Source organism: Nocardiopsis oceani (assembly GCF_054777395.1).
On the sequence record NZ_BAAHAR010000024.1, the window covers coordinates 90,067 to 106,006 of the forward strand.

At 70.4% G+C, this 15,940-nt stretch carries 15 protein-coding genes; 5 read left to right on the forward strand and 10 right to left on the reverse strand.

Going from position 1 to position 15,940, the window contains the following annotated elements; translation table 11 throughout:
• The first annotated feature begins 2 nt into the window (after positions 1–2).
• Both ACYVDG_RS15945 and ACYVDG_RS15950 read left to right on the forward strand, forming a co-directional pair.
• Positions 3–773, forward strand: coding sequence for an ABC transporter ATP-binding protein (locus ACYVDG_RS15945; protein WP_460752399.1), 771 nt, complete (start codon positions 3–5; stop codon positions 771–773).
• Positions 766–1,638 carry an ABC transporter permease gene (locus ACYVDG_RS15950; RefSeq protein WP_460752402.1) on the forward strand — a complete coding sequence of 291 codons (873 nt, stop codon included), beginning with the start codon at positions 766–768 and terminating at the stop codon, positions 1,636–1,638. Before ACYVDG_RS15945 ends, ACYVDG_RS15950 begins: the two co-directional genes overlap by 8 nt.
• Before the next feature lie 173 nt (positions 1,639–1,811).
• Here ACYVDG_RS15950 and ACYVDG_RS15955 read toward each other — a convergent pair whose 3' ends face one another.
• The 4 genes from ACYVDG_RS15955 to ACYVDG_RS15970 all read right to left on the reverse strand — a co-directional run bounded on the left by ACYVDG_RS15955 (position 1,812) and on the right by ACYVDG_RS15970 (position 6,747).
• Complete coding sequence (locus ACYVDG_RS15955; protein ID WP_460752406.1) at positions 1,812–3,131, reverse strand: GntP family permease; 1,320 nt, start codon at positions 3,129–3,131, stop codon at positions 1,812–1,814.
• Positions 3,132–3,236: 105 nt separating this feature from the next.
• On the reverse strand, positions 3,237–4,397 hold the full coding sequence (locus tag ACYVDG_RS15960; protein WP_460752409.1) for an iron-containing alcohol dehydrogenase: 1,161 nt from the start codon (positions 4,395–4,397) through the stop codon (positions 3,237–3,239).
• A gap of 412 nt (positions 4,398–4,809) precedes the next feature.
• Positions 4,810–5,406, reverse strand: a complete 597-nt coding sequence (locus tag ACYVDG_RS15965; RefSeq protein ID WP_460752412.1) for a Dps family protein — start codon at positions 5,404–5,406, stop codon at positions 4,810–4,812.
• Positions 5,407–5,556: 150 nt separating this feature from the next.
• Positions 5,557–6,747 carry a PucR family transcriptional regulator gene (locus ACYVDG_RS15970; protein ID WP_460752415.1) on the reverse strand — a complete coding sequence of 397 codons (1,191 nt, stop codon included), beginning with the start codon at positions 6,745–6,747 and terminating at the stop codon, positions 5,557–5,559.
• Positions 6,748–7,097: 350 nt separating this feature from the next.
• On the opposite strand from ACYVDG_RS15970, the gene ACYVDG_RS15975 reads away from it, so the two are divergent.
• Positions 7,098–7,925 (forward strand): aldo/keto reductase, encoded by an 828-nt coding sequence (locus tag ACYVDG_RS15975; protein WP_460752419.1) that lies wholly within the window; start codon positions 7,098–7,100, stop codon positions 7,923–7,925.
• Positions 7,926–7,992: 67 nt separating this feature from the next.
• Here ACYVDG_RS15975 and ACYVDG_RS15980 read toward each other — a convergent pair whose 3' ends face one another.
• Positions 7,993–8,148: a hypothetical protein gene (locus ACYVDG_RS15980; protein WP_460752422.1), complete on the reverse strand. Its 156-nt coding sequence runs from the start codon at positions 8,146–8,148 to the stop codon at positions 7,993–7,995.
• A 96-nt stretch (positions 8,149–8,244) separates the two neighbouring features.
• Here ACYVDG_RS15980 and ACYVDG_RS15985 point away from each other — a divergent pair, with 96 nt between their 5' ends.
• Positions 8,245–8,778, forward strand: coding sequence for a RidA family protein (locus ACYVDG_RS15985; protein WP_460752425.1), 534 nt, complete (start codon positions 8,245–8,247; stop codon positions 8,776–8,778).
• Positions 8,779–8,821: 43 nt separating this feature from the next.
• Here ACYVDG_RS15985 and ACYVDG_RS15990 read toward each other — a convergent pair whose 3' ends face one another.
• Entirely contained in the window at positions 8,822–9,706 is an 885-nt protein-coding gene (locus ACYVDG_RS15990) for a sulfotransferase family protein (RefSeq protein ID WP_460752428.1), read from the reverse strand.
• Positions 9,707–9,872: 166 nt separating this feature from the next.
• Between ACYVDG_RS15990 and ACYVDG_RS15995 the strand changes: the two genes are divergently transcribed.
• A complete protein-coding gene (locus ACYVDG_RS15995; RefSeq protein ID WP_460752432.1) occupies positions 9,873–10,670 on the forward strand; it encodes an SIR2 family NAD-dependent protein deacylase in 798 nt (265 codons plus the stop codon).
• A gap of 153 nt (positions 10,671–10,823) precedes the next feature.
• On the opposite strand, the gene ACYVDG_RS16000 is transcribed toward ACYVDG_RS15995, so the two are convergent.
• From ACYVDG_RS16000 to phnA, 4 genes are all read right to left on the reverse strand, one after another.
• Positions 10,824–11,726 (reverse strand): LysR family transcriptional regulator, encoded by a 903-nt coding sequence (locus ACYVDG_RS16000; RefSeq protein ID WP_460752435.1) that lies wholly within the window; start codon positions 11,724–11,726, stop codon positions 10,824–10,826.
• A 92-nt stretch (positions 11,727–11,818) separates the two neighbouring features.
• Entirely contained in the window at positions 11,819–13,321 is a 1,503-nt protein-coding gene (locus tag ACYVDG_RS16005) for an aldehyde dehydrogenase family protein (RefSeq protein ID WP_460752439.1), read from the reverse strand.
• A gap of 99 nt (positions 13,322–13,420) precedes the next feature.
• The gene (locus ACYVDG_RS16010; protein ID WP_460752442.1) at positions 13,421–14,614 is read right to left on the reverse strand and encodes a TIGR03364 family FAD-dependent oxidoreductase; all 1,194 of its coding nucleotides are present in this window, start codon (positions 14,612–14,614) and stop codon (positions 13,421–13,423) included.
• A gap of 50 nt (positions 14,615–14,664) precedes the next feature.
• Positions 14,665–15,930 (reverse strand): phosphonoacetate hydrolase, encoded by a 1,266-nt coding sequence (gene phnA / locus ACYVDG_RS16015; RefSeq protein ID WP_460752445.1) that lies wholly within the window; start codon positions 15,928–15,930, stop codon positions 14,665–14,667.
• Between the last annotated feature and the right edge of the window lie 10 nt (positions 15,931–15,940).

The following is a 15,940-nucleotide window of genomic DNA, read 5'->3' on the forward strand; positions in this document are numbered from 1 at the left end:
CCATGACCACCATCACCGAGAGCCGCACCGGCACGAACGCCGTGGAGATCGACGACATCTCCAAGGTCTTCGGGCGCGGCAGGGGAGCCGTGACCGCGATCGACGGCATGTCGGTCACCGTCGGAACCGGAGAGTTCCTGGCCATCGTCGGGGCCTCCGGCTGCGGTAAGAGCACCCTGCTCTCCCTCGTCGCCGGGTTGGAGGAGCCCACCACAGGGGCCGTGGACGTGGGCGACCACCGCGTCGCCATGATGTTCCAGGAGGCCGCGCTCTTCCCGTGGCTGACCGTGGGCGCCAACATCGAGATCCCGATGAAGGTCAACAAGGTGCCCAAGGCCGAGCGCAAGCAGCGGGTGTCCGAACTCCTCGACCTGGTGCGCCTGACCGGGTTCGAGCGCAAGCGCCCCCACGAGCTCTCCGGCGGTATGCGCCAGCGCGTGGCCCTGGCCCGCGCGCTGGCGCAGGACGCCGACGTCCTCCTCATGGACGAGCCCTTCGGCGCCCTCGACGCCATGACCCGCGACATCCTGCACGACGAGGTGGAGCGGATCTGGCGGGAGAAGTCGCTGACCATCCTGTTCGTCACCCACAACGTGCGCGAGGCGGTCCGCCTGGGCAACCGGGTCGTGCTGCTGTCCAGCCGCCCGGGCAGGATCATCGACGAGTTCACGGTGGACGGTGAGCGCCCCCGCCGCATCGACTCGGCCCAGATCGCCGAGCAGGCCGCAGCCATCACCGACCGACTCCGCCAGGAGGTCTCCAGCCATGCCTGACACCCAGAACCGCGACAGCGCGGTCCAGGGACTGGACGCCCTCGAACTCCAGCCCAAGCGCGGCACCAGCGACCGTAGCGTTCTGGAGGTCATCGGCGGCATTTGGGCGGCCACCTGGCCCAAGCTCGCCGCGATCGCCCTCGTCCTGCTCGCCTGGCAGGCCGTCGTGTGGACCGAGTGGCGGTCCGAGTGGGTGTTCCCGGGCCCGGACCGGGTGCTGCCCGTCCTGTTCCACGAGGTCACCACCCCCGAGTTCTGGGAGGCCGTGCAGGTCACCATGCGCCGGGCCTTCATCGGCTTCGCGCTGGCCTTGGCCGTGGGTGTGGTCATCGGTCTGGCGGTGTCGCAGTTCAAGGTGTTGCGGGTGGCTATCGGCTCGCTGATCACCGGCCTGCAGACCATGCCGTCGATCGTGTGGTTCCCGTTCGCGATGCTGCTGTACGGCATCACCGAGTCGGCGATCATGTTCGTGATCATCCTGGGCGCCGCCCCCTCCATCGCGGGCGGACTGACCTCCGGTATCGACTACGTATCGCCCTCCCTGCTGCGTGCGGGCCAGGTCATGGGCCTGCGCGGGGTGCAGCGCTACACACTGCTGATCGTGCCCGCCGCCCTCCCGATGTTCGTCACCGGCCTCAAGCAGGGCTGGGCGTTCGCCTGGCGTTCCCTGATGGCCGGTGAGCTGCTGGTCATCATCAACCAACAGAACTCCATCGGCTGGGCACTGAGTCAGGCCCGACAACTCAACGACGCCGAGCGCCTGCTCAGCTACATCATCATCGTGCTGGTCATCGGCATCATGATCGACGTGTTCTTCAACTGGGCGGACCGCTCCCTGCGCCAGCGCTGGGGTATCACGAAGTAGCCGGGGTGCCCGCTGGCTGGGCGGGGTGCCCGTGGGCCCGGCAGCCGGGCCCGAACCCGTCGCGGAGGCCGCGCGTGACACCACGCGCGGCCTCCGCGTTTCCCGGGGTCCGGACGTCTCCGATCGGCCTCAGCGCAGAAGCCCGACCAGGTAGACAACGCCGATGAGCGTGATCAGAACACCAGGTAGAGCGCCACGGCCAGACCCAGGGCCGCCGTCGGCAGTACGGTGCTGACCAGGAAGATCGGCAGGTAGGCCCGCATGTGCGTCTCTCCGCTGATCACACGGATGGTGGTGACCACGTAACCGTTGTGCGGCAGCGAGTCGATGCCGCCCGCCGACAGGGTGGAGACACGGTGCATCTCGCCCGGGTTGACGCCCTGCGCCATGTAGTCCGGTGCCACGATCGGCAGGGCGATGCCCAGGCCCCCCGAGGCCGAACCGGTGATACCGCAGATCACGGAGACGAAGATGGCCAGCGCGATCAGCGGCGGTCCCGCGATGTTCGTCAGGAAGTCGAGGAATGCGTCGAAGGCGGGCGTCTGCGCGGCCACGCTGCCGAAACCCACCACAGCACAGGTGTTGGCGATGGCGACCAAGGCGTTCTGCGTGCCCGCGCCCAGCGGCTTCCAGTAGCCGGTGACGAAACGGAGGTTGAGCGCCCACGTGGCGGCGATCCCGAGGACGAGCGCCACCAGCACTGCGGTCTTCGCGTCCATGATCTGGGACAACACGTTGAGCCCCACCAGAACCACGCCGAGGGGGAGGAGGGCGAACACCGGATTGGGCAGGTCGCGCCGACCGCTCTCGTCCGTCTCCTGCCCGTTGGTGCCGTACAGGGGACTCGCGACGGGCAGTTCGAAACGCTCGCCCCTGCGCACCGCCCGCTGGAGCAGGGTGCGCAGCCACAGGCCGCCGACCGTCATGATGAGCAGGCCGATGACCCACCCGACGGGGCCGCCGGCGGTCGGTGTGGTGTCGAAGAACTCGGTGGGGATGATGTTCTGGATCTCCGGTGACCCCGGAGAGGTCATCGTGAACGAGACGGAGCCGAAGACCAGTGCCGCCGGGATGAACCGGTGCGGGTAGTCGGCCACCCGGAACAGCGAGACCGCGATCGGGTAGACGGTGAAGCCCACCACGAACAGGCTGACCCCGCCGTAGGTCATCACCGCGCAGGCGGCCACCACGGCGAACAGGGCCCAGTCGGGACCCAAGCGGCGGCTGATCCAGTCCGCGATGGACTCGGCCGAGCGGGTGTCCTGGATGACCGCGCCGAAGATCGCGCCGAGCAGGAAGACCAGGAACCACTGCCGGAAGTAGTCCGCGAACCCTTCCATGTAGTAGCCCGACATCGCCGTTTCCAGGTTCAGCCCGCCGGTCACGGCGAGCAGGACCGAGCACAGCAGGGCGGCGATGATGATGTTGACGCCTCGCAGCGTCAGAACGATGAGCAGCGTCAGGGCTGTCAACAGGCCGATCATGCTCAGCATGACGAGACCTCTCCTCAGGTGGTGCGAGCGGGGTTCAGGGAAGACTGGGGTAGGGAACGGGCATGCGGGGGAGTGGAGCGTGCGGGGGAGCGGGGCTGACGGGGCCTACGCGTAGGCGGTCCGGTACAGCTCCTCGATCTGTTCGGCCGAGGGGACCCGGGGGTTGTTCGCGGGCGAACCGGAGCTCAGCGCCTGGCGCGCCATCAGCGGGGTGAGCTCCCGCCAGCGTTCGGCGTCGATCCCGTAGTCCTTCGGGGTCGGAACCCCCAGGTCGGCGTTGAGCCGACGCATCTCCCGGATCAGGGCGGACGTGGCTTCGGCGGCAGTGCTGTCGGGGGCGGCCACCCCCATGGCCCGGGCGCACTCGGCGTACCGTTCGGGCGCCCCGGGAACGGAGAACTCGGTGACCGCGGGCAGCAGCATCGCGTTGGACAGCCCGTGGGCGACGTGGAAGTGCGCCCCCACCGGCCTGCTCATCCCGTGCACCAGGGCGACGCTGGAGTTGGAGAAGGCCATCCCGGCTTGGGTGGCGCCGAGCATCATGGCCTCCCTGGCCGCGCGGTCGCCGGGGGCGGCGTGCACGGCACGGAGGTTTGCGAAGAGTGTGCGCATCGCCTCGCGGGCCAGGGCGTCGGTGAACGGGTTGGCCTTGGCACTGACGTAGGCCTCCATCGCGTGCACCAGCGCGTCCACCCCGGTGTCCGCGGTCAGCCGCCGAGGCATGCCCATGGTGAGTTCGTAGTCCACCAGGGCGGCCCGTGGCAGGAGCGCCAGCCCCGCACAGAGCATCTTCTCGTCGTTGTCCACGTCGGTGATGATGCTGAACCTGGTGGACTCCGAACCGCTGCCCGAGGTCGTCGGCACGGCGATCACCGGGAGAGCGGGCGCATCGGTGACCACAGGCGCCTTGTAGTCGCGCATCCGCCCTCCGTGCGCGCCCAACAGGGCCACGGCCTTGGCGGTGTCGATGGGGCTGCCGCCGCCCACGCCGACGAGGGAGTCGAAGCCGCCCTCGTGCAGTGCCCGCCTACCCGCCTCCACCACCGTCGTGGTGGGGTCGGGCACGGTCTCGGAGAAGACCCCCGAGGTGAACCCCGCCGCGTGCAGGCCGGCCAACATGTCCAGGAGGAACGGCTGTTCGGCGATGAAGGGGTCGGTCACCACCAGCGGATTGGACAGGCCGAGGGAGGTCAGGACGTCGGGCAGTTCGGCCGAGGCTCCGGCGCCGATGCGCATGACGCGCGGCAGTGCGATGGCTGCGCTCAATTGGGGGGTGCTCCTCGAGATCGCGTGGGCGGACGTTTGCTGGCAGGGGTGGTGCAGAAGAGTGTGGCGTCCGCCACTGTGCTGGGGAAATGTGTGATGGACACAGGTGTGGCGCCCACAGGTGTGGTGTGTGAGGGTGTCGTGGCGCCGCAGGGGCCGTGGCCGGTCAGCTCAGTGCGAGCGGGGGGAGGTGCGGATCCGGGCTGGCGGGTGGGCTGGTCACCCAGCCACGGGGCCCGAGCTGTCATGAGTGGCTACCCCTGCGCAATGACATCGAAGTGTGGCCATTGTCACCATGAGGTGGTGTGATGTCCAATGCCCGGATCGGCGCCTGTCTGTCCGCAGGAGGATTCACGGAGGGCCGGGCGCGACGGCATTGATGATCCGCCCGCCCGGCTTTCCACAACTCCGCTCAGCTGTGGACCAGCGGGGTGTCCACCAGGTGCTCGGCCACGAACCAGGCCTCGAGCTCGTTGGTGCGAATCACGTCCGAGACCAGGACGTCGTTGCTGCCGTCGTCCCCCATCTCCTGGACGCGCGCGGCCGCGTCATGGGCCTCCTCCAGGACGGTCTCGTGCGCCTCCAACAGCCGTGAGAGCATCGCCGGAACCTCCTCGACCCCGTTCGGCGGGCGCGGGATGTTGGTGATCTCCGCGACGTGCCTCGGGTCGCCGACCGCCACACCGCCCAGTGTCTGGATCCGTTCGGCGACGGTGTCAATGAGCGCGGTCTGCTCGTCGGCGTGCTTGTCCATCAAAAGGTGCAGCTGGTAGAAGGTGTGCCCGCGCATCAGCCAGTGGTGCTTCTTGTACATGTCGTGCAGGATCCGCAGGTCGCACAGCACCTGGTTGAGTCGCTGACACGAGTACATCCGGGCGTCGTAGGAAAGCCCGATCGGGAGCTGGCGGACCGTCCCGAACTGCTGGATCTCCGTACCCCTCTGGTGAAGCCATGGCTGGCTGCTCCGGGGCTTGGGCGTCTGGCTCGCACTCTGGTCGGCAGTGGTCACGGCTGGTTCCCCCTCCGGTGGTAATGAACAAGCTCCGCCCGCCAGTCTTTTCCACCGACCGTTGTCGGCAGAGAAACCGAACCCCATGCGTCGGCAAGGCTTTGTATCGGGGGCAGTCCTTACGGGGCGCTGTCCCTACTAAGCACTGTCCTAGGCGGCGATCGCGCAGGCCGTCTCCAAGACGAACCTCGACCACGGCCGGTGGGGGTCGTGCCCGGTCAGTTCCCGCACCCGCTTCAGCCGGTAGCGCAGGGTCTGGGCGTGGACGTGCAGCAGGTCGGCCGCGGTGGTCGCCGCCCCTGCTCGGAAGTAGGCGCGCAGCGTCTCCAGGAGGTGCCGGTGCTCCTGCGTCAACAGCGGCCCCAACACTGCACCGCGCACCGCGGCCGGGGTGATCGCGCCGCCGTTGAGCAGTGCCAGCACGCTCACGTCGGCGTCCCGCAGCAGGCCGTCCTCTCCGTGGGCGTGCGGGGGCGCGGTCTCCAAAGCGCTGTCGGCCAGTCGGTAGGCGGCGGACAGGTCGCTCAACCCGCGCGGTTCGAGCACACACCCGCGCCATCCCCGGTTGACCAGCACTCCGGCGACGCGGTCGGCGTCCTCGGCCGACACCAGCACCACCACCCGTCCCGAACGCGTGGTCACCAGGGGGTCTGCCCCTGCGGGCGCGGCCTCCGCCAAGAGCTCCAACCCCACCGACACCGTCACGTGCTCCGCCAGGGCCCGCACCCGCTCAGCCGGTTCCCGCGCGTGCTCGGCGACCACCAGCACTGCGGGGTCGGGCGGCGCGATGTCCAGGGTCCGGGCCCGGTCCCGGATGGCGCCTTGTGAGGCCTGGCGTCCGATGAGCAGGTCGTCGAGCAGGGCGCGCCGCGCGCGCTCGCGGTCCGCGTCCAGCCGGTCGACGGCTTCGGCGTGGCCCGCCGTCAGGCTTTCGGAGATCTGGTCGATGGAGGTCAACCAGAGTTCGCCCAGGGCGAACACGTCCGCCGCGTCGAGCCTGTCGCCCGCCTGCTCACGGAGGAGGCGCACCGCGGCGGCCGACCCGATCCGGTGCGCGCGCACCACGGCGCCGATCGAACGCCCGTCGGCGGCCCGGGCCCGGCCGATCCCCTTCAACCGCTCCACGTCCTCGGGCGGCAGCCGGGAGGCGCCGCGCACCCACAACTCCATCGACCGGGTGACCAACCAGCCGGTGATCGACCGGACCTCCGCCAGCTGGGAGCCGTGCAGCGCCCGGTAGGCGGGGATCTCCGCGTACACCTCGGCGACGATCCGCTCCACGTGCGCCGCGCGCTCCCGCTCCAGCTCGGAGCTGACCCGGGCCCGCTCCTCGTGCCCCATCCGCCCCCTCCTTCCCGCGCCCGCGCCCGCGTCCGGTCCACGCCCGCTTCTGGGCCGCCGATGGGCACTCCGCCCCGGCGCGCGCAGCCTACCGCGCACCCCTCGGGCGTGTCCGAGTCCGGCCAACCGGGTAAAAAGCGCGCACAACAGCGGCGCAGCCTGAGGACCCGACCCCGTCCGACATGGCAGTATGCACACAGTCGCCCCGCGCAGCGGTGCGCAACCGGTGGGGGAGCCGGAGCACGGCGGGCGGGGGGAAGCCGCACGGGCGGAGCGGTCACGGGGAGGACGTGATGGCCGCCCCACTACGGTCCGGAGGGGCCGATCGGGGGATGACGGGGATGAGGACGATGACGGTTCCGGAAAGCACACTGAACAACGGGGTGCGGATCCCGCAGTTGGGCTTCGGGGTGTGGCAGGTACCCGACGACGCCGTGGTGGAGGCGGTCTCACACGCCCTCGCGGCCGGGTACCGCAGTATCGACACCGCGGCCGCCTACGGCAACGAGGAAGGCGTCGGCGAGGCGCTGCGCCGTTCGGGCCTGGAGCGGGGGGACGTGTTCGTCACCACCAAGCTCGCCAACCCGGACCAAGGCTACGAGTCCACCCTGCGCGCCTTCGACGCCAGTATGGAACGCCTGGGCCTGGAAGAACTGGACCTCTACCTCATGCACTGGCCGCTGCCCCAGAGCGACCTCTACGTGTCCACGTGGAAGGCGATGGAGCGCCTCTATGCGGAGGGCCGTGTCCGCGCCATCGGCGTGTGCAACTTCCAGCGCTCGCACCTGGAACGCGTCATGGAAGAGGGCGGCATCGCTCCCATGGTGAACCAGATCGAACTGCATCCGCTGCTCACCCAGGAAGAGCTCCGCGCCTTCGACGCCGAGCACAACATCGCCACCGAGGCGTGGAGCCCGCTCGGCCACGGGGAACTCCTCACGCACCCGCTCATCGAGGAGCTGGCCCGGGCACTCGAACGCACCCCTGCCCAGATCCTGTTGCGCTGGCACATCCAGCTCGGCAACGTCGTCATCCCCAAGTCGGTGACGCCCGATCGGATCCGCTCCAATTTCGACATCTTCGAGTTCGAACTCGCAGCGGAGGAGATGGCCCGGATCAGTGCACTCAACGAGGACCACCGGTTCGGTCCCGATCCGGACACCTTCGGCGGAGAGTGATCCGGAGCCGCACGAGAGCGTGCCCGCCGCTGGGGACGCACCCGTCAGCGGTCCGGCGCGGCCGCGGTCAGCGCAGTTCGCGGTGCTTACGGGCGCCGGCCAGCACGGCGTCGATGCCGTGGCGGCGGACGCGGGCGGCGTACACCCCGCCGCCGACGAAGATCGCGAGGACAAGCCCGACCACCGCGGTCAGGGCCAGGACGGACAGCACGGAAGAGATCATGCGCTCATCTTAGCCGCCCACTCCGGCGGCGCTCTCCCAGGGGCACGGCGCGCAAGCTCGAAGCGGTCTGAGCGCGAGGTACAGGGAAGGGCCGACATGGACACACCCCACCAGATCATCAACCCGCTCACCCTGACCGATCCGGTGGGGTATTCGCACGCTCTCGTGGTCACCCCCGGCCGCACCGTGTACGTGGGCGGGCAGACCTCCCGCCGCTCCGACGGGGTACTGACCGGGGATTCGGTGGTGCAGCAGTTCGACCGGGCCCTCGCCAACATGGTCGAGGCCCTGCGTGCCGCGGGTGCCGAACCCGTGCACGTGGTCAGCATGCGTGTGTACACCACGTCGGTCAGCGTCTACCGCGTCAACCTCAAGACTCTGGGATCGGTGTACCGGCGTCACATGGGCCGCTACTACCCGCCCATGACGGTCGTCGGCGTCACCGAACTCCTGGAGGACGGTGCCCAGGTCGAGCTGGAGTGCACGGCGGTGGCCCCGGACGAGCCCGACAGTGCGGAGCTGTCACGGTACGCGTCGCGGGAACTGGTGGAGGACGTCGACAACGCCTTCGCCGACGCTTCCGAGGACGCCGGAGATCCCGCGGACATCCGGGAGCGGGCCCGCACCTGATTCCGGTGTCCTCGGAGCAGCCGCCGGAACCGGAGCGAGGGTCCTAGAGGTAGCCCAGGCGGGAGAGCTCGCTGCGTGCCACCTCGTGCACGTCGCTGTGGTTGCTCCGGCTCAACCGCTCCCGCCACGAACCCACCCCCCACGAGTCCTCCGTGAGCAGCTCGCTCGCCGACACCCGGGCACCGGTGAACTCGCGCAGCCGCCCTGCGGTCTCGACCTCACCGCCGTGGACGTCCTCGTAGCGCACGGTCAGCAACTGGTCGGTCCCGATCTCCCTGCGCAGCCGCGCGGACATGCGCACCGCGCCCCGCCACCGCATCGCGCACTTGGTCGCGGTCGAGCCTTCGGTGAAGCCGCTCAGGTCCGACTCCTCCTCCAACCCGAAGAAGTGGTTGGGGAACTCGTGCTCCAGCTTCATGAAACTGGGCTTGAGCCAGGCCAGCGACCGCTCGTCCTCCATCATGTCCGCCACGACGTCGCGGCCGTCCCGGATGATCTGGATGAACAGCGCGTCCGGGAACGCGGCGTGCAGGGCGCTCGCCGAGTAGAGGAGATCGGGGCTGGCGTCACCGTAGCGGCGTGCTTCGGCGCTGTGCTCGCACGGTTCGGCGGCGGTGTTGGCGGGGATCCGGGCGCCGGGGCCCGGACACTGTGGACAGGTCAGGGGGGTGAGGTGCCAGGTCTCGGCGTAGGCCTCGCGGAGCAGGCTGGCTGTTCCCGAGACCTTCTCCAGCGCCAGGGACGGGCGCCTGGCCACGGCGTAGACGGCGTTGAGCACGCCCTGCGAACCCGCTCCCATGTGGAAGCCGGGCGCGCGGGATAGGGCGCGGGCGATCACCGGAACCCCGGAGTGGGGTGCGCCCAGCACGAACACAGGACGCTGGACCTTGGTCCCGTTGACCACGAGGATGTAGGAGGGCTGCTTCATGATTGTGTCGATTTTTGCACCCTTTGCCCTTCTCGTGTGCATCGGTCGGGCTATCCGCCCGTGCGTCCCACGCGTTTCCCGAGGTTACGGTGTGGAATGGCCGCCGGAAGGTCGCTTCCGGCCAAGCCAGGGCAAAGCCGTGCCACGGCCGCTGTAAGAATGGGGTATGGCCTCGATGACCGACGACACCGTGCCGTTCGCCGACCCGGAGGGGTTCGAACAGGCCGCTGAACTACTGGCGTCCGCGCGACGCATCACCGTCCTGACCGGCGCGGGAGTGTCCACGGACTCCGGGATCCCGGACTTCCGCGGCCCGCACGGGGTCTGGACCACCAATCCCAACGCCCAGGCGATGTCGGACATCGACACCTACATGGGCGATGTGGACGTGCGCCGCCAGACGTGGCTGGCCCGCCGCGCCCACCGGGTCTGGGAGGCCGAACCCAACGCCGCCCACCGCGCGCTGGCGGAACTCGCCTCGTCCGGGCGGCTGCACTCGCTCGTCACGCAGAACATCGACGGCCTGCACCAGCGGGCCGGGGTACCCGAGGACGAGGTCATCGAGGTGCACGGCACCATGCTGCGGGTCATGTGCATGGCCTGCGGACTGCGCACCCCCAGCGCCACGGTGCTGGACCGGCTCGACGAGGAGTCCGACCCGCGCTGCGTGGAGTGCGGCGGTATCCAGAAGTCCGACACCATCTCCTTCGGCCAGCTCCTGGACCCCGAGGTCATCGAACGGGCCACCCTGGCCGCCCGCGAGTGCGACGTCTTCGTGGCGGTGGGCACCTCCCTGACCGTCCACCCGGTGGCCGGACTGTGCGACGTCGCCATGATGGCGCGGGCGTCGCTGCTCATCGTGAACGCCGAGCCAACGCCCTACGACGACTACGCCGGCGCCGTCCTGCACGACCCCATCGGCGAAGTCGTCCCGTCCCTGGTCAAGCGGGCCCTGGCGGGTTAGAGGAAGGGTCCTGGAAGCCGTCACCGTCCAAACCTCGGGCCGGGGCCCGTTCGCGCGTTCTTCGCCGGCTGGGGTGCGGTCACTGCTCAGCCCCGCGGAGGGTTCAGGTCCGCCATACGTGACGACACGGGCGCGGGAAAGGGTGCCGAGGGATCACTTCGGCCAGCCGGGCAGTTCCCGCAGGCGACCCAGGAACTCGGACTCGGCCGGCGACAGGACGCGGTCGCGGCGGTGGCAGGCCGTGATCGGCCGCCCTTCGCGCGACGGTTGCACGTCCAGCACACTGAGCAGCCCCGCGGCGACGTCTCCGGCCACGGCGTGCTCCGACATCAGGGCGAGCCCGAGCCCCGCCCGCACCGCCTGTTTGGCGGTTTCCGCACCCCAGATCTCGGCTGTGGCGGCCCCGGCCAGACCCCAGGACTCCAGGGCGGCCCACTGCTCCTCGCGGGTGGAGGAGCCGGGCTCGCGCACCAGGAACCGTTCCTCGGACAGCCGCTCGGGCGACAGGTGTGCGGTCCCGGCGAGAGGGTGCCCCGGTGCCGCACACAGCAGGAGCTGGTCCGAGAGCACCGGCTCGGTCACCAAGCGGCCGTCGGACGGGTCTCCGGCCACTACGGCCAGCCCGATGTCGCCCTTGAGCAGGGCGTCCTCCACCTGCCCGCTGTTGCCGACGAACAGGTCGAACTCGACCTCGGGGAAGTCCTCGCGGAAGCCCGCCGTCAGGGCCGGCAGCAGGTAGGTGCCGACCGTCGTCGTGCCGCCCACCCGCAACCGCCCCGCCCGCAACCCCTGGACCTGCTCGATCGCGGTGACCGCCTCCTGGCTCAGGAGCAGCAGGCGGCGCGCGTACTGGGCCAGCACCTCCCCCTCGGCGGTGGGCCGGATCCGCGCTCCGGAGCGATCGACGAGCGTCGCCCGCAGCGACGCCTCCAATTTCTTGACCTGCGTGGACACCGAAGGCTGGCTCATGTACAGCTGCTGTGCCGCGGCCGAGAAGCTGCCCTCCTCCACGACCTTGAGGAACACTTCCAGCCTGTGCGGATTGAACTGCGCCACCGTCCCCAGCCTCCCTCACCCCGACGGCGGCACGCCGGGCCGCGCCGCCGACGGGACCGCCCGTTCTGCCGCCGGCGGAACCGGGCCCGACCTCAGTAGGAGATGCAGGCCGACCGCCACTCCGTGTAGAAGTCCCACACCTGAGGAGAACACTCGGGAGCACCGTACTGCGAGAGCTTGGACCCCATGTGCGGCAGGTGGGCGTAGGCACCCACCCCGGGGCGGTTGACGTGCAGCATCCCCGCCTCGAACCGGTCCAGGGCCTCGAAGATCCGCGCGGTGTCCGCCGTGAACACCGTCCCCGACATCCCGTAGCGCACCGAGTTGGCGATCCGCAGGGCCTCGTCGAAACCCGAGCACTCGATCACCGAGAGCACCGGCCCGAAGACCTCCTCCTGCGCGATCTCGGCGTCCCAGGCCACGTCGGCCAGGATGGTCGGCGCGACGTAGTGCCCCTCCGGTAGGGGACCGGCGGGCGGGTCGCCCCCGCACACCACCGTCGCCCCCGCCTGCCGGGCCCGGTCGACCGCGGTCAGGCAGGCCGTCCGCTGGGCGGCGGAGATCACCGGTCCGATGTCGGTGTCCGGGTCCTGGCCCGGACCCACCCGCATCGCCGACACGCGCTTGCGCAGCCGCTCCAGGAGCGCGCCCTTGACCGAGGAGTCCACCACGACCCGGCTGGTGGCGCTGCACCGCTGCCCGGACTGCCCGAACGCGCCGTGCACGATCGCGTCGGCCGCCTTGTCCAGGTCGGCGTCGTCCAGCACCACCACCGCGTTCTTGCCGCCCAGCTCCAGCTGGGTGCGCAGCAGGCGTTCGGCCCCGGCACGCTGGATCTCCCGGCCCACCGGCAGCGAGCCCGTGAACGACACCCCCGCAGTCCGCGGATGGTCGACCAGCGCCTCGCCCGCCGCCCGGTCGCCCTGGACCAGGTTCAACACGCCAGGGGGCAGGCCCGCGTCCACGAACACCTCCGTGAGCAGGGCCCCGGTCAGCGGGGTCAGCGGCGAGGGTTTCAGGACGGCCGTGCAGCCGGACAGCAGCGCCGGCGCCACCTTCCACATGGGAATGGCCAACGGGAAGTTCCACGGCGTGATGAGCGCGGTCACCCCGATCGGCTGCCGGAACGTGAACGCGAACGTGCGCGGCTCCTCGGCCGGGGTGGTGACCCCGTTGAGCCGGCGCGCCTCCCCGGCGGTGAAGTCGAGGATGGCCAGGGCGCGGTCGACCTCCGCGCGCGCCTCGCGGACACGCTTGCCCTGCTCGCGGGTGAGCGCGCGGGCGATGACCTCCTTGCGTTCGCGCAACAGGCCCTCTGCCCGGCGCAGGTAGTCGGCGCGTTCGATCGGTCCCGCGCCGCGCCAGTCCGGCCAGGCCCGCGCGGCGGCCTCCACGGCCTCCTCGGCGTCGGCCCCGCCGGACTCGGCGAATTTTCCGATGCGGTCGCCGGTGTCTGCGGGCGAGGTGTTGGTGCGGGCCCCACCGCTCTCCGCGGGGCGCCAGCTGCCGTCGATGAAGTTGCCCAGCAGGTGCGGCCGGGACGTCGGGTCGGCCTCGTAGGCGCCGTGTTCGGCGGTGGTGGGGTGTTCGGGCACGGTCTGTCTCCTGTCCGTGTTTCCCGCGGTGCTCCGCGGGCTGGTGGCGGGTACGTGTGGCCCGGCCGTCGCCCGGCGGGCGGCACGACCGGGGCGGGATCAGCCGGCGGCCGCGGTCTCGGCGGCCAGCCCGAAGGAGAGCGTCATTCCCGCGCCGCCCAGGCCGTTCACCACGGTGACCCCGGGCGCCGGGTGGTGCACCAGGTCCGCCCGTGCGCCGGGGATCGACGGGTAGATGCCGTGCCAGCGTTCGGTGACGCGCGGCCGCGGGACCCCTGCGAAGCCCTCGAAGTAGTCCAGGATGGCGCGGTCCACCTCCTCGCGCTCGAATGGATCGTGGGTCATCGCGTAATCGTGGCTGTCCCCGATGGTGATCCGCCCGTCCGCGGTCTGGGAGACGAGTACGTGCACGCCCTCGGCCCGCTGGACCGGCAGTTCGCGGTCGAACCGGGCGCACAGCGCCGCCAGCGACGGGCAATGCGTAAAGGAGTCGTAGTGCAGCAGGGTCAGCCCGGCGCACAGGGCCGGGCCCAGGGCCCACCCCTCGGGTTGCGCCGCGGTGCGCATCATCTGGAGTTTGCACTTCTGGACGCCGGTGCCGTCGAACGACTTCGGGAACAGCGTCTGGAAATCGCTCCCCGAACAGACGAAGACCCGGTCGGCCCGCCACGTACCCTCCGTGGTCTCGATCCCGGGCAGGTCGATCCCGGTGACCGCTGTGCCGAAGCGCAGCACCACCCCGTACTCGCGCTCCAGCAGTTCCGCCACGGCCGGGATCGCGGTCCGCGGGTCCACGTTGAGCTCAGTGGGGCTCCACAGCGCGCCCCGCAGTCCCTCCGGGCGCAGGGCGGGACTGGCGGCGACGGCTTCGGCGGCCGTCATCATCCGGCTGCCCTGTTCCACGGCGTGCGGAGAGGTGTCCAGGAACTCCTCCACGACGGCCTGTTCCTCGGGGGAGCGAACCGCTAGGAGCGACCCGCTCTCCGCACACCACATGCCGGTGCGCTTGGCCACGTCCAACCAGGTCTCCCGGCTGCGCATGGCCCGCTCGTACAGTGCCGCGGGCTGTCCGACCGGCCAGACGAGGCCGAAGTTGCGGATGGAGGCACCCACCGCGTGCTCGTCGCGTTCGAAGAGGACGACCCGGGCTCCGGACCGGGCCGCGGCCAGCGCGTGGGCGAGTCCGACGATGCCCCCGCCGACCACGGCGACGTCGGCGGTCCGGTCACGGTGGTCGGGTTCGTTCGTCCGTCCCGAGGGGCGAGGGAGGCCCGTGGGGGTTGCGCTGTTCATGGCGAGTGCCTTTCGGTGTGGGCGGCTGCCGGGGTGCGACCGTGCTGGGATCAGCCGGCGGCGGCCGCCTCCGCGTCCACCACCCGGTCCAGGGCCACCCAGTAGGCGTCGAAATTGCGCAGGCGGTGCCCGGGAGGCAGGTCGGCCACCGGACGGTTTACGATGAACGGCACCCTCTGCTCGGTGAGCCCGCCGTGGGACCGCAGCGGCTCGTCCAGCTGGGTCAGGTCGTGCCGGTCCGGCGTGGTGCCGATCGCGGTGTCGATCTCGGCGACCAGCACGAGGTCGCCCAGGCGGTCGGCGGGAAGCTCGAAGGCCGTGCTGGCGGTGTCCCGGTCCAGCACCTCGGCGATTCCGGGCAGCTCGGCCAGCCGGGCGGCCACCCCGGCGGGGTCCTGCGCCGCCGCCCCGCTCAGGTGCACGGTGGCGAAGGAGCCGAGGGCGCCGTGGTGCACGGTGTAGGGGTCGGTGATGGGCAGGATGACGCGGCTGCTTCCGGGGCCGTACCACCCGTCCAGCAGTTCCTGCGCGTACACGACGTTGGGGACCCCGTCGGCGTCGGACTTGCGGTTCATCCCGTGGTCCGCGGTGATCACCAGGACCGTCCCGAGCTCGTGGATCCGGCGGAAGTAGACGTCGAGCATCGCGTAGAAGTCGTCGGCCACCGGTGAACCCGGTGCGTGCTTGTGCTGGATGTAGTCGGTGAGGGAGATGTAGGTGAGGTCGGGGCGGTCTCGTTCGAGTACCGCGGTGCCCGCGGCCATCGCGAACTCACTGAGGTCGGCGCTGTAGACCGACGGCAGCGGCTTGCCCACCAGGTCGAGTGCCCCTTCGATCCCGTTGTCGGCCAGGGTAACGGTGTCGGCCTTCTCCGCCGAGAAGCAGACCCCCTTGCCCTGGAGCCCCTGGCCGAGCAGCCTGCGGAGCTTGTCCTTGGCGGTCACGACCGCGACGGACCTCCCGGCGTCGGCGAAGGCCGCGAAGAGCGTGGGCGCGCGCAGCAGCGAGGGGTCGTTCATCATCACTTCCTCGCCGCTGCCCGAGTCGAAGAAGTAGTTGCCGCAGATCCCGTGCACCGACGGCGGAACACCGGTGGCGATGGAGAGGTTATTGGGGTTGGTGAACGAGGGCATGGCGCATTCCGCGTTCAGGAAAGTCCCGCCCTGCTCCCGGAGGCCGGCCAGAAAGGGCATGCGTCCGTTGGCGATCGCCTTCTCGTGGTAATCGGGTTCGCTCCCGTCGATGCAGACCACCACGGTCGGCGCGGTGGGGAACGGGTAGTTTCGACCATTGACGGACACTGACTTCTCGGGCATCGCGCACCTT